Origin of the sequence: Tenacibaculum sp. SSH1-16 (genome assembly GCF_040104435.1) — a bacterium.
Lineage (GTDB): Bacteria > Bacteroidota > Bacteroidia > Flavobacteriales > Flavobacteriaceae > Polaribacter > Polaribacter mesophilus.
Genome location: NZ_JBECOV010000001.1, coordinates 422,673 through 436,434, shown reverse-complemented (window position 1 = coordinate 436,434; position 13,762 = coordinate 422,673). Strand labels below are relative to the sequence as shown.

The following is a 13,762-nucleotide window of genomic DNA, read 5'->3' as shown; positions in this document are numbered from 1 at the left end:
TATTTAAAATAGAATAGTTTATTGATGTTACTTAGTAAATGTTTCTTTTTAGGGATCTCTATCTGTTCGGCGAGATTTACTTTATGTTTCACTTACACTTCAAAGATAATGTAGATATTAAAGTGAAAATAAAAAATAAGATTAAAAGAGTGTTACTGTAGACGAATGGTTAAAAGTAAACTTTTAAGCGTGTAAAAACTATTAAAAAAAATAAAAAATAAAATTTTTGTAGAAACAATTTGTTTTTTTATAAATTTACAGCCGTAGAATTAAAGTAATGACAATTTTTAATACATATAAGCAATGTAAATCGACTGTGGTAAGACACAAAGACGATCGGGCAATGTATGTATTATAATTATGTTTACATAAAATATAACGATAATAAAAAGTCCGACTTCATAGTCGGACTTTTTATTTTTATATCAACATCAACACTAAAACCAAACCACATGAAAAAACTCTATTTTAATTATTTAGATACCTTTAAAGGTTTATCAATCGAAGTATGGTGGCTCGCTTTAATAACTCTAATAAACAGGGCAGGTACAATGGTAATTCCGTTTATGTCTTTGTATTTAAGAGAAAGTTTACAGTTTACTTTAAAAGATGTAGGTTGGATTATGACTTGCTTTGGATTAGGTTCTGTTGTAGGCTCTTGGTTGGGAGGAAAATTAGCAGATAAAATAGGTTTTTACAAGGTAATGAAAACCAGTTTGTTTTTAACAGGATTACTCTTTGTATCCTTACAATTTGTAGAAACTTTCTGGGGGTTTTGTATTGGTATCTTTTTGGTGATGCTAGTAGCAGATACTTTTAGACCCGCTATGTTTGTAGCCTTAAATACTTATAGTAAACCAGAAAATAAAACACGTTCAGTAACCTTAATCCGTCTAGCAATTAACTTGGGTTTTTCTGCAGGTCCAGCAGTTGGAGGATTAATAATTACCTCAATGGGGTATAGCGGGCTGTTTTGGGTAGATGGAGTTACTTGTGTTTTAGCAACTTTATTATTGATAAATGTATTACATCCTAAAAAAGCAAGAGTGTTAGATGAAGTAAAGGTAGAAAATCCAAAGTCGATTTTTTCAGATAAGGCTTTTTGGATATTTTTTGTAGGAATGTTTGTGTTCGGGTTTATTTTTTTACAATATTTCTCTACCATGCCATTATATTATAAAGATATACATCATTTAACAGAGTTAGAAATAGGACTGTTAATGGGCATGAACGGTTTTTTCATTTTCCTATTAGAAATGCCGCTGATTACTTGGTTAGAAAAAAGTAAGTATACTAAAGAATTCTTAATGTTTTTTGGCTTATCACTTACAGGATTAAGTTTTGTAGTAATCAATTTAACAGGTTGGGCTGGAATTTTAATTGTAGGAATGTTGTTAATGACTATTGGAGAAATGATAGCTTTCCCTTTTTCAAACGCCTTTGTAATGGAACGAGCCAAAAAAGGAAATCAAGGAGAATATATGGCGTATTATAGTATTGCATTTTCTATGTCGCATATTTTCGGACACAATTCTGGAATGCAATTAATTGATAATATTGGATTTGATAATACATGGAATTTTATGATTGTATTATCGGGAATAGGAGTATTATTTTTATTAATGTTAATACGAATTGTAAAAAGAGAGAAAGTAATCGCATGGACTTAAATCAAGTAACAATTCCGTCTATAGATGTAAATGAATCTGTAATATTTTATAAAAAACTAGGCTTGCTTCTCATTGTAGATGCAAGCCCTAGATATGTCCGATTTGAAGTGCCAGATGGTAATACAACTTTCTCAATTCATCAAGTAGAGAAGCTGCCTAAAGGAGAGGGTGTTACATTGTATTTTGAAGATGAAAATTTAGATGAATTAGTAGAGAAACTACAAGAAAAGGGAGTTCAATTCACCCAATTACCCAAAGATCAAACATGGTTATGGAGAGAGGCCCACTTGTTAGATCCAGATGGTAATAAATTAATTCTGTTTAAAGCAGGAGAACACAGAAAAAATCCGCCTTGGCGAATCGATTAAGAAATAGAAGTTTTTATCTTTGAATGTTTAATAAGAAAGTAGAAAATATGAATATACAAGACGCACAAAAACAGGTAGATGATTGGATTAAAAATCACGGAGTACGTTACTTTAACGAGTTAACAAATATGGCGCAACTAACAGAAGAAGTTGGAGAGGTTGCTCGAATTATTGCGCGTCGTTATGGAGAGCAAAGTGAAAAAGAAAGTGATAAAAACAAAGATTTAGGAGAAGAATTGGCCGATGTAATGTTTGTAGTGTTGTGTTTAGCAAATCAAACAGGCGTAAATTTGCAAGAAGCCTTTGATAAGAAGTTGGATATTAAAACTAAAAGAGATCACGATCGTCATCACAATAACAAAAAACTACAATAAATGAGTCTCATTAATAATATACAAAAAGGAAGTTTTTGGATTAATGTTTTAAAAGTAGGAACTCCTTTTTTAATAATCGTAGCGGTATTTTCTTTATTATTTAAAACAGGAGGGGCTATTTTTTCAGGAGACTTTGAAACTGTGTACAATGTACATTTCGCAAATAAACAGTGGATTCGTTTTTGGTTGAGCAAAATAGTAATCGCACTTATTTATAGTGTATACATTGTAAATAAAAAAACGAAATAGTTTTTATGGATTTAAGATTAAAAACTGAAGAATTTAATTCAGGTACTCACATAACCATTTCAGGTTCAAAAAGTGAATCGAATAGATTGTTGATTTTACAGCAATTATATTCAGGTTTACAGATAGAAAATTTATCAGATTCTGACGATACACACCATTTACAAGGAGCGTTAACCTCTGATGATATAGTTGCAGATATTGGACATGCAGGAACTGCGATGCGCTTTTTAACTGCTTTTTTTGCAACACAAGAAGGCGTTACAAAAATATTGCAAGGATCAGACCGTATGCATAATCGACCAATTGAAATCTTGGTTGATGCGCTTCGCAATTTAGGAGCAGATATAGAGTACGTTGAAAAAGAAGGATACCCACCACTTAAAATATCGGGAAGAAAACTAACAAAAGAGAAAGTTTTAATTAATGGAAATGTAAGTAGTCAATACATTTCAGCATTAATGCTAATTGCTCCAGGTTTACAAAACGGATTAGAGATTGAGTTAATAGGTGAAATAACGTCTGTCCCTTACATCAATATGACCTTACAGCTATTACATCAATTGGAGGTTGAAGCTGAGTTTAAAGGACAGGTTATTAAAATAAAACCTAAATCAACTGTAGAGAAACAAACAGTTGTAGTTGAGTCCGATTGGAGTTCAGCGTCTTATTTTTATTCGATTATAGCGTTGAGTAAAGTAGGTTCCTCTGTCAAGTTATCAGCGTATAAAAAAGATAGTTTGCAAGGAGATAGTTGCTTGGAAAAAATTTATAAACACTTTGGAGTAACGACTACTTTTAAAGACAACTCAATTCTTTTAACCAAAGAAAAAGAACATAGTTCAGCTGTATTGAAAGAAAATTTAAAAAATGCACCAGATATAGCCCAAACTATTGCAGTTACATGTTTCGGATTAGGTGTTGCTTGTGATTTAACAGGGCTACATACCTTGAAAATTAAAGAGACTGATCGTTTAGAAGCATTACGTGAAGAGTTAACAAAATTAGGAGCAGGCATTTCAGTAACTAATGAAAGTTTACACTTAAAATCATCTATAAAAATTAAAGAGAATATTCAAATAGCCACTTATAATGATCACCGTATGGCAATGGCATTTGCTCCGTTAGCATTAAAAGTTTCCATAGAAATTTTAGAAGCAGAAGTAGTAACTAAATCGTATAGAAGTTTTTGGAAAGATATGCTGAGTGTAGGAATTCAGAATGTTACCATAAAATAATAGGGCAATAGCTTGACAACCCCTATGTTGAAATTGTATATTTGCCACCGTTAAGAAAATTTTACAAATGAAATTATCAAATTTTAATTTTGAATTGCCAAAAGAATTATTGGCAGAATATCCTTCAGAGCATAGAGATGAAGCACGATTAATGGTATTGCACCGTGACACACAAAAAATCGAGCATAAACTATTTAAAGATTTAATCGATTATTTTGATGAAGGAGATGTAATGATGTTGAACAATACGAAAGTTTTTCCAGCTCGTATGTACGGGAACAAGGAAAAAACAGGAGCCCGTATTGAAGTATTTTTATTACGTGAATTAAATGCTGAAAATCGTTTGTGGGATGTATTAGTAGATCCAGCAAGAAAAATAAGAATAGGTAATAAATTATTCTTTGGAGACGATGAAAGTTTAGTAGCCGAAGTTATTGACAATACTACTTCACGAGGTAGAACATTACGTTTCTTATTTGATGGACCTTACGATGAATTTAGAAAAAAATTAATTGAGTTAGGAGAAACTCCATTACCAAAATACATAAAACGTGAGGTAGAGCCAGAAGATGAAGATCGTTACCAAACTATTTTTGCTAAGCACGAAGGAGCAGTAGCAGCACCAACAGCAGGATTGCACTTCTCTAAGCACTTAATGAAACGATTAGAAATTAAGGGAGTAGATTTTGCTGAAACAACATTGCATGTAGGTTTAGGTACATTTAATCCAGTTGAGGTTGAAGATTTATCTAAGCACAAAATGGATTCTGAGCAAATTATTATCCCACAAGCTAGTGCAGATATTGTAAATAATGCTATAGCTAACAAAAAAAGAGTATGTGCAATTGGAACTACTGTAATGAGAACTATAGAATCATCTGTTTCTTCAAGCAATCAATTAAACGCTTTTGAAGGATGGACGAATAAGTTTATTTTTCCTCCTTATGATTTTAGTATAGCTAACTCTATGGTAACGAATTTTCATACGCCTAAATCTACATTGTTAATGATGGTTTCTGCATTTGCAGGGCACGATTTTATTATGGAAGCATACCATGAAGCAATTAAAGAAAAATATAAATTTTACTCGTACGGAGATGCGATGTTAATTTTATAAAACAGTTTTTAAACCATTTACAAAACCTCACAAGTTACTTGTGAGGTTTTGTGTATTTTTGTACCTGATGATGATAGTAAAGAAAAAAGACATACGTGCATTAACCAAAGAACAACTCCGTGACTTTTTTGTTGAAAACGGAGATAAAGCCTTTCGAGGTAACCAAGTATATGAATGGTTATGGCATAAAGCAGCACATTCGTTTGATGATATGACAAGTTTATCTAAAGTAACAAGAAAAATGCTTGATGAGAACTTTGTAATCAATCATATTGAAGTTGATACAATGCAGCGTAGTAATGATGGTACTATAAAAAATGCAATTAAACTTCATGACGGATTAATTGTAGAGTCAGTTTTAATTCCTACAGAAAAACGTACTACAGCTTGTGTATCTAGTCAAGTAGGATGTAGTTTAGATTGTAAATTTTGTGCAACAGCTCGTTTAAAACGTATGCGTAATTTAAATGCGGATGAAATTTACGATCAAGTTGTAGCAATTGATAAACAAAGTAGGTTATACCATAATCATAAATTGTCAAATATTGTTTTTATGGGAATGGGAGAACCTTTAATGAATTACAACAACGTAATTAAAGCTATTGATAAAATAACTTCAGAAGAAGGCTTGGGAATGGCAGCTCGAAGAATTACCGTATCAACTTCTGGTGTGCCTAAAATGATTAAAAAAATGGCAGATGATGAAGTACGTTTTAATTTAGCAGTTTCATTACACTCCGCTATTGATGAGGTTCGAACATCTATTATGCCATTTAATGCTACTTTTCCATTAAAAGATCTAAGGGAATCTTTGGAGTATTGGTATGAAAAGACTAAACGAAAAATAACGTATGAGTACGTTGTTTGGAATGGAATTAACGATCGAAAAGAAGATATTGATGCCTTGGTGCAATTCTGCAAATATGTTCCGTGTAAGGTTAATTTAATTGAGTACAATCCAATAGATGACGGAGAGTTTCAACAAGCATCAGATAGAGCTTTAAACAATTATATTTCTAATCTTGAAATGAACGATATTGTGGTAAATGTGCGTCGTTCTAGAGGAAAAGATATTGATGCTGCTTGTGGGCAATTAGCTAATAAATCTTAGTGCTCTATAAATAGAAAAGCAATGAGAAAAGAAACTAGAATTAAACTTAAGTTAATAATAATTTTATAAAGTCTTAGTTTCTTTAAAAAAGTTAAAACGATAATATCCAGTATACCTAACAAAAATACAAAAGGGAGACCTAAAAAAATGTATGGTAAAATAACTGGATTACCTAAACAAGAGCGTTGATTACCGTCAGAAATGTAGCTTCCTAATAATATTAAACAGGTGCAGGTTATAAGAAAAACAATCGCTCTTATCTTTAAGTGTTTCATATTTTGTTTTTAATCAAAAGTAAACATTTTTTATTCTTATTTTTGTTCACTATATGAAGCCAGTTGAGCAAATAAAACTTCCGATTGTTAAAGAAATGGAACTCTTTGAAACAAAGTTCAAAGATTCGATGTTGTCTAAAGTTCCATTATTAAACAGAATTACCTATTATATCGTCCGCAGAAAAGGAAAGCAAATGCGACCAATGTTTGTGTTTTTGGTAGCAAAAATGGTTTCTAATGGTGGTTTTGATGAACGTACATATCGAGGAGCTTCAGTAGTAGAATTAATCCACACAGCAACATTAGTACATGATGATGTAGTTGACGATAGTAATAGACGTAGAGGTTTTTTCTCAATTAATGCACTTTGGAAGAATAAAATAGCTGTTTTAGTAGGTGATTATTTACTATCCAAAGGATTATTACTCTCTATAGATAATGAAGATTTTGATTTGTTAAAACTGATTTCTATTGCGGTTAGAGAAATGAGTGAAGGGGAGTTATTACAAATTGAAAAAGCTCGCAAACTAGATATTACTGAAGAAGTTTATTTTGAAATTATCCGTCAAAAGACAGCTACGCTAATAGCAGCTTGTTGTGGTATTGGTGCTGCCTCGGTAGGAGCAAATAATAAAACAGTGCAACAGATGCGTAAGTTTGGAGAGTATATTGGTATTGCTTTTCAAATTAAAGATGATTTATTTGATTACACTGAAGACAAAATAGGTAAACCAACAGGAATAGATATCAAAGAACAAAAGATGACACTTCCGTTAATTTATACCTTGAATACTTGTTCTCCAAAAGAAAAATCGTGGTTAATAAATTCCGTTAAGAAGCATAACAAAAACAAAAAACGGGTAAAAGAAGTTATTGCTTTTGTCAAAGAAAATGGGGGATTGGAGTATACTACTGCTAAAATGCACGACTATAAAAATAAGGCATTAGCCATTTTAGACAATTATCCAGACTCAGATTATAAAAATTCCCTACTGCAAATGATTGATTATGTAGTAGAGCGAAAGATTTAAAAAAAGTACTAGAAATAAAAAACCTCGAGAATTTCTCGAGATTTTTGTTACGGATTAGTTTTTTTTGAAATAATATATTTTTTAGATATTAGTTTTCCAGACTCAGAAACCCCTTCAATATAAACAATGACTTTTTCTTGTAAATTCTGTGGGATTTTAAAATCAAATTTAGAGTTTGCTTTTATTTCTATATTTGGTTCCCAAAAGATATCACCATAATATTTATAAGTATTGTCTACGTAAGAGTTATATTCAGGAGTGTAATATTCTTTTTCGATAGAGAATCCTTTTTCTACTTTATACTCACTAAAGAAAGAAGTATTATTCTTGCTATATTCTCTTGGAGATAAGGTGTAAATATAAATATGTTCATTAGACCTAACATCATGAACTCTACCATAATAAATCTCTTTTACTGTATTAAGATAAATACTCTCAAGCATCCATAAGTCATAACTTATTTCGTTTTCATCCAAAAAAACTCGTACGTCTAATTTAAGACGATCTCTAGAATTTACTGGACTAATGGAAGTATCACCTCCTTCAGTGTTTTTTCTTAATTGTGATAGGTTAGAAGTAGATTTTCCTAACCCCCTAGATCTTATATATAGGTAGCCATCTTTTGTTGTTGTTTTGTAGTTTTTGCTTTTTAAATAATCTAAAATTGTTTCACCTGAAGCTATAGTTGTATTATCGATGACTTTTCTAGTTAGCATTGTAGCTGCACCATAGGGGTTATTTTCAGACTTAATATCTTTCTTTTTGTTGATTATAACTTCATCTAAAGTTTCAAATTTCTTTAATTGAAACATAGAGTTAGGTAATTCAGTGCTTGAATTTTCAAAGCTATTAGAAAGCAAATTATTTTTATTGATTGAATCAATTAAAATAGTATTGGAAAACTGTAGATAAGGAGATACTTTTTGAATATTATTTTTAGTCTTTATCCCAAAATTTATGTAAGTGTTTTTTTTAATAGATGTGTTTTTTAATATGAATTGATTTTTTTCTTTAATCTCCCTAATAATATTATTATTAGAAGAATATATTAAAAGTGACTGTTTCTGATTTAAAGAACTAGAAAGAGTTCCAACAATATTGATACCATTTTCAAATGAATAATTAGTTTTAGGAGGATTATTAAATATATCAAACCAATTATATTTACTCCAGCCTTGTGTTATCAACAATAGGTCAAGTTCTCTAAGTTTTTTATTGTTAATGTTATTGAAGTAATAACTAGGGTTCTCTATGTTTCCCTTAATATAGGGTTTTAATAAAAAAGATGTATTTGTGTTGTTTTCAGGGGAATAGCTTTTTGTTTTTATAGGAAGAAAAGAAGAACTTAAGAAAACCTTTTCATTTGTGTTGTTTTTTAAGTGAATAGAGGTGGAATCACTTAAGTTATCAGGAGTGTTTTTTATATTTATATCAGTAAAAAGGGAAGGAGAATTAATAAAAATAAGTCGCTCTAAGATAGGAGTATTTTTATAATCAAAAACTGTGATTATATTAACTCCTTTATCAATATCATTTTTGTTAATAAACAAAGAGTATTTAGTGTCTTTAGAGTTAAAATTAAAATTATAAGATATAAATTTCCTTGTGTTGTGAATTAGAACTTTAAAAGAGCGGTTTTTTAGTTGATTTAAAGAGTTTTTATTAGTAAGTATATTAATTAAGAAAAAATTTGGATTTGAATTAATAACTCTGAGAGTTACTCCTTTATTTTTAGGTAACGGGGTTGATGATTTTATAGTTTGTCCATTCTCTAATACAGCTTCAAATTCGTAAGTTTCACCTCCTCTAATTAATAAATTTGTATTACCCAACCCAAAAGAGTTAGTAGAGAAGTTTTTGACTATTTCGTTTAAGTTATTCTTTATTACTCCTTTGTTAATTTTAATTCCTTCTCCGTTTTTATTTTTTATTAGAATACCAAAGTTGTTAATTGTATTGGAAAGAATATGGCCTCCTTCTGGAAACAGTTTAAATTCATATGAAGCACTCTCTTTTATTATTTTACTATCATTATTATTACTGTTTATGATGGAAATTTTTTGAATAAAAGAATTGTCTTCTTTGAAGTTTTTCATCCAATTTGTAGAGGCTTTTATGTAATAAGAATTATCTACAAAAGTAGAGTCTAATAAAATATTACCTGTACCAAGCCCGTTTTTAATATGTATTAATTTTTGAGTTTTTAACTTTCCTTCTAAATCAAAAATAGATACGTATAGGTTCGATGTTGTTGGGTGTAGCTTTTGTGAATTTTGCTCAAGTATATAAGCTTTAAACCAAAGCTCTTGTCCTGTTAAAAATGTAGTTTTATTTATATGTAAGAAAGGTATTTCTCTGGTGTTTTCAAAATAAGAAGAATAGCTTTGAGTAATAAGAGGTCCTTGAGAGAAAGTAAATATGTTAGAGAAAAGAACTAGATAGAGTATTATTTTTTGCATAAATTTTTCTTAAAACTAAGAAAATTTATGTAAATAAAAAATTCGAGAAGCTCTCGAGTTTCTTATAGATTTATTTTTTATAACATATGAATATGAATTTCTTGATCAAAACTAGGATTAGATCTAGTTATTTTATTTATATTTTTCATCCTTACTTGATCTAAAAGATAAAGTCTGTTAATACCGTCTCCTAAAATAACTTCATTATCAACAATAATTGTAGTAACCGTTGGACTTGGCTTACCAAACTTTTTTAATTTCCTTGTATTTGCGTTTTCGAAGTTGCTTGTGTTGTTTTTTCTCTGGTAATCAATTAATTTACTTATCTGCATGTCTTTAAGTCTAGAATCTCTTTGTAAAAAGTCTAAAAGCAGTTGGTTTGATTTGATTTCGTTGTTATTGATTATAATATCAAATGATTCTTTCTTTGTTTTTTTCTCTTCTTGAGCAGATAAGTTTAAAGAAATAAAAGCAAGAATTAGTAGTAAATATTTTTTTGTTTTCATACTATTAAGTTTTAAATTTTAAAAAAAGCAAAAATCACGCCAAACAAAAACCTCGAGAATTTTTCTCGAGGTTTTTTACTATCTAGGTGTCGAGCTTCTCGACTTACATCATTCCTGGCATTCCACCACCCATTGGAGGCATTCCACCACCTGCAGGAGCATCTTCTTTAATGTCAACCAAAGCACACTCAGTAGTTAATATCATTCCAGCAACAGAAGCAGCGTTTTCTAAAGCTACACGAGTTACTTTCTTAGGATCGATAATACCAGCCTCTAACATATCTACATATTGTTCAGATTTAGCATCATATCCAAAGTCTTTTTTACCTTCTAATACCTTGTTAATTACAACAGAACCTTCACCACCAGCATTTTCAACAATCGTACGTAATGGAGATTCAATAGCTCTATTCACAATTTGAATACCTGTAGTTTCGTCTAAATTTTCTGTAGTAATAGTTTCTAATACCTTTTTAGCACGTACTAAAGCAACACCACCACCGGCAACAATTCCTTCTTCTACAGCGGCTCTTGTAGCATGTAAAGCATCATCAACACGGTCTTTCTTTTCTTTCATTTCTACTTCAGAAGCAGCACCAACATATAATACAGCAACACCACCAGCTAACTTCGCTAAACGTTCTTGTAATTTCTCACGATCGTAGTCAGAAGTAGTAGTTTCAATTTGTGTTTTAATTTGGTTTACGCGAGCCTTAATTTGTTCTTCATCACCAGATCCGTTTACGATAGTTGTATTGTCTTTATCAATAGTTACTGTCTCAGCAGTTCCTAATAAATCTAAAGTAGCATTCTCTAAAGAGAAACCTCTTTCTTCAGAAATTACAGTACCACCAGTTAAAATAGCGATGTCTTCTAACATTGCTTTTCTTCTGTCTCCGAATCCTGGAGCCTTAACAGCAGCAATTTTTAATCCACCACGTAACTTGTTTACTACTAAAGTAGCCAATGCTTGTCCATCAACATCTTCAGCAATGATTAATAAAGGTCTTCCTGATTGAGCAACTGGCTCTAAAATAGGTAAGATTTCTTGTAAGTTAGAAATCTTTTTATCAAATAATAAAATATATGGATTTTCTAAATCAGCAATCATTTTATCAGCATCTGTAACGAAGTATGGAGATAAGTATCCACGGTCAAACTGCATTCCTTCAACAACATCAACATAAGTGTCAGTCCCTTTAGCTTCTTCTACAGTAATTACTCCTTCTTTACCAACTTTTTCAAAAGCTTCAGCAATTAAGTTACCAATTATAGCATCGTTGTTAGAAGAGATTGCAGCTACTTGCTTGATTTTCTCTGATGAATCACCAACCTCTTTAGATTGTTTAGCTAAATCTTCAGTAATAGCAACTACTGCTTTATCAATACCACGTTTTAAATCCATGGGATTAGCACCCGCAGCTACGTTTTTTAAACCTTCTTTTACGATAGCTTGTGCTAATACTGTAGCAGTAGTAGTACCATCACCTGCTAAATCGTTAGTTTTAGAAGCTACTTCTTTTACCATTTGAGCTCCCATGTTTTCTAACTCATCTTCTAACTCTACTTCTTTAGCTACAGAAACACCATCTTTAGTTACATGAGGAGCTCCGAATGATTTAGAAATAATAACGTTACGTCCTTTAGGACCTAAAGTTACTTTTACTGCATTTGCTAATGCATCTACTCCACGTTTTAATCCGTCGCGAGCGTCTACATCAAATTTTATATCTTTTGCCATGTTTGTTTAAGTTTTTTGCCGTTAGCATATAGCTGTTGGCTTGGTTTTAAATTTTTTGTTTAATAGGCTAATAGCGAAAAGCTAATAGCAAAGAAATTTTAGATAATAGCGAAAATGTCGCTTTCTCTCATAATTAAATAATCTTTTCCTTCTAATTTAAGCTCTGTACCAGCGTACTTTCCGTATAAAACAGTATCACCAACTTTTACAGTTAAAGGCTCATCTTTTGTTCCGTTTCCTACGGCTACGACAGTACCTTTTTGTGGTTTTTCCTTTGCATTGTCAGGGATGATGATTCCTGATGCTGTAGTAGTTTCTGCTGCAGCTGGTTCAACAAGAACTCTGTCTGCTAAAGGTTTAATGTTTAATCCCATTTTATATATTTTGATTGATTAAATTAATTTTACTGGTAGTATTTTGTCAGAAATTATGCCATTAGGTTTTTGCTGACAATTTTTCTAATAGATTAGGTTAACAAATAAAAAAAATGCCAACGTGTCATTTACGTTGGCATTTTATATTCTATTTTTTGAAAAACTACTGAGCGCTGTCTTTAGCTGTATCTGTTGCTGCTGGTGTAGCAGGAGTTGTTGTAGTTTCAATATTGTTTAAAGTTTCATTTAATTGAGGAGCGTCAGCTGCATTACCTCTTGGAATAGCGAAGTTTGCTAATAAAATTAAAGCAAACATAGTAATAGCTAATGTCCAAGTAGTTCTGTCTAAAAAGCTATTTGTATTTTGTACACCTCCAATATTTTGAGCTCCACCGCCTCCAAATGATGAAGATAATCCTCCACCTTTAGGATTTTGAACCATTACAATTAAGATTAATGCTATTGCAACAATCAATATTAAAACTAAAAGTAAAGTATACGTTGTCATCTATTTATTGTTTTGTAAAATTTGTATTCTTTTAATTTGGTCTGCAAAGAAACCACTTTTTTCTGGATATTTCAAACTTAATATTTTATATGCTTGAATAGCACTGTCATATTTCTTTTGTTCTAAATATACTTTAGCTAAAGTTTCAGTAGCTAATTGATTATTTTGTTGATTTTCGGATATTTTTATATCCGAAGTATTTGTTTTATTAGGACGAGAAATTTTTGGAGCAGTTTCAATAAAACGATCAATAATAGCTTCATGTTCAGACTTAACAGGCACTTCTTTAGCTTGTTTTTCTGAAATTTTATTATCTAAAGTTCTAACAATAGTTTTTTTAGATGATAGTTGCAACCATTGATTAAAAGAAAAGGTTTCGTTTTGTGTGAAAGAAAGAGGTTTGCCAATAGCTAAATCTTCTTCTATTGCTGAAACTTTTACTTGTTTCCTTTTAGGAAGAATTTTGTCTTTTAAACTAATCTTTTCTTCTTTTATGGGAGCTTCTTTGAAAGCTTCAGAGGTAATAAAATCAAATAAAATAGTTCTGTCACTGGTGTGAGCTGCCGTTATTTTTAACTCGTTGTTGTATTTATAACTTTCTTGATTTTTTAAAATTTTTAAACGAAGCGCTCTAGCAGATTGAAAAAAAGGATATTCTTGAATAATATCAGTGATGTCTGAAAGATGTTCTTGCGAAATTAATTCAGGCTTTTTTAATAATTGTATGTACGTGTTTTTTTTCAA

Annotated in this window: 14 protein-coding genes; 8 read left to right on the top strand and 6 right to left on the bottom strand. The window is 30.9% G+C overall.

Going from position 1 to position 13,762, the window contains the following annotated elements:
- Positions 1–452 precede the first annotated feature (452 nt).
- From ABMY20_RS02090 to ABMY20_RS02055, 8 genes are all read left to right on the top strand, one after another.
- Positions 453–1,670, top strand: a complete 1,218-nt coding sequence (locus ABMY20_RS02090) for an MFS transporter (RefSeq protein ID WP_159493325.1) — start codon at positions 453–455, stop codon at positions 1,668–1,670.
- Positions 1,661–2,038, top strand: coding sequence for a VOC family protein (locus ABMY20_RS02085; protein ID WP_073181792.1), 378 nt, complete (start codon positions 1,661–1,663; stop codon positions 2,036–2,038). The genes ABMY20_RS02090 and ABMY20_RS02085 overlap by 10 nt, the downstream gene beginning before the upstream one ends.
- A 47-nt stretch (positions 2,039–2,085) precedes the next feature.
- A complete protein-coding gene (locus ABMY20_RS02080) occupies positions 2,086–2,412 on the top strand; it encodes a nucleotide pyrophosphohydrolase (protein WP_073182681.1) in 327 nt (108 codons plus the stop codon).
- Positions 2,413–2,661: a hypothetical protein gene (locus ABMY20_RS02075; protein WP_073181790.1), complete on the top strand. Its 249-nt coding sequence runs from the start codon at positions 2,413–2,415 to the stop codon at positions 2,659–2,661.
- Between the two features lie 5 nt (positions 2,662–2,666).
- A complete protein-coding gene (locus ABMY20_RS02070; protein WP_349264518.1) occupies positions 2,667–3,896 on the top strand; it encodes a 3-phosphoshikimate 1-carboxyvinyltransferase in 1,230 nt (409 codons plus the stop codon).
- Between the two features lie 67 nt (positions 3,897–3,963).
- Entirely contained in the window at positions 3,964–5,013 is a 1,050-nt protein-coding gene (queA, locus tag ABMY20_RS02065; protein WP_047788566.1) for a tRNA preQ1(34) S-adenosylmethionine ribosyltransferase-isomerase QueA, read from the top strand.
- A 70-nt stretch (positions 5,014–5,083) separates the two neighbouring features.
- A complete protein-coding gene (gene rlmN, locus ABMY20_RS02060) occupies positions 5,084–6,124 on the top strand; it encodes a 23S rRNA (adenine(2503)-C(2))-methyltransferase RlmN (RefSeq protein ID WP_172644833.1) in 1,041 nt (346 codons plus the stop codon).
- 328 nt (positions 6,125–6,452) lie between these two features.
- Positions 6,453–7,430 carry a polyprenyl synthetase family protein gene (locus ABMY20_RS02055; protein ID WP_159493329.1) on the top strand — a complete coding sequence of 326 codons (978 nt, stop codon included), beginning with the start codon at positions 6,453–6,455 and terminating at the stop codon, positions 7,428–7,430.
- A gap of 47 nt (positions 7,431–7,477) precedes the next feature.
- Here the strand turns inward: ABMY20_RS02055 and ABMY20_RS02050 are convergent, their stop codons facing one another.
- From ABMY20_RS02050 to ABMY20_RS02025, 6 genes are all read right to left on the bottom strand, one after another.
- Positions 7,478–9,889, bottom strand: coding sequence for a hypothetical protein (locus ABMY20_RS02050; protein ID WP_349264517.1), 2,412 nt, complete (start codon positions 9,887–9,889; stop codon positions 7,478–7,480).
- Positions 9,890–9,966: 77 nt separating this feature from the next.
- Positions 9,967–10,395: a hypothetical protein gene (locus ABMY20_RS02045; RefSeq protein WP_073181782.1), complete on the bottom strand. Its 429-nt coding sequence runs from the start codon at positions 10,393–10,395 to the stop codon at positions 9,967–9,969.
- Positions 10,396–10,498: 103 nt separating this feature from the next.
- On the bottom strand, positions 10,499–12,136 hold the full coding sequence (gene groL / locus ABMY20_RS02040) for a chaperonin GroEL (protein ID WP_349264516.1): 1,638 nt from the start codon (positions 12,134–12,136) through the stop codon (positions 10,499–10,501).
- A gap of 98 nt (positions 12,137–12,234) precedes the next feature.
- Positions 12,235–12,510 (bottom strand): co-chaperone GroES, encoded by a 276-nt coding sequence (locus ABMY20_RS02035; RefSeq protein WP_047788560.1) that lies wholly within the window; start codon positions 12,508–12,510, stop codon positions 12,235–12,237.
- Between the two features lie 163 nt (positions 12,511–12,673).
- On the bottom strand, positions 12,674–13,018 hold the full coding sequence (gene secG, locus ABMY20_RS02030) for a preprotein translocase subunit SecG (protein ID WP_047788559.1): 345 nt from the start codon (positions 13,016–13,018) through the stop codon (positions 12,674–12,676).
- Positions 13,019–13,762 (bottom strand): hypothetical protein, encoded by a 744-nt coding sequence (locus ABMY20_RS02025; protein WP_349264515.1) that lies wholly within the window; start codon positions 13,760–13,762, stop codon positions 13,019–13,021.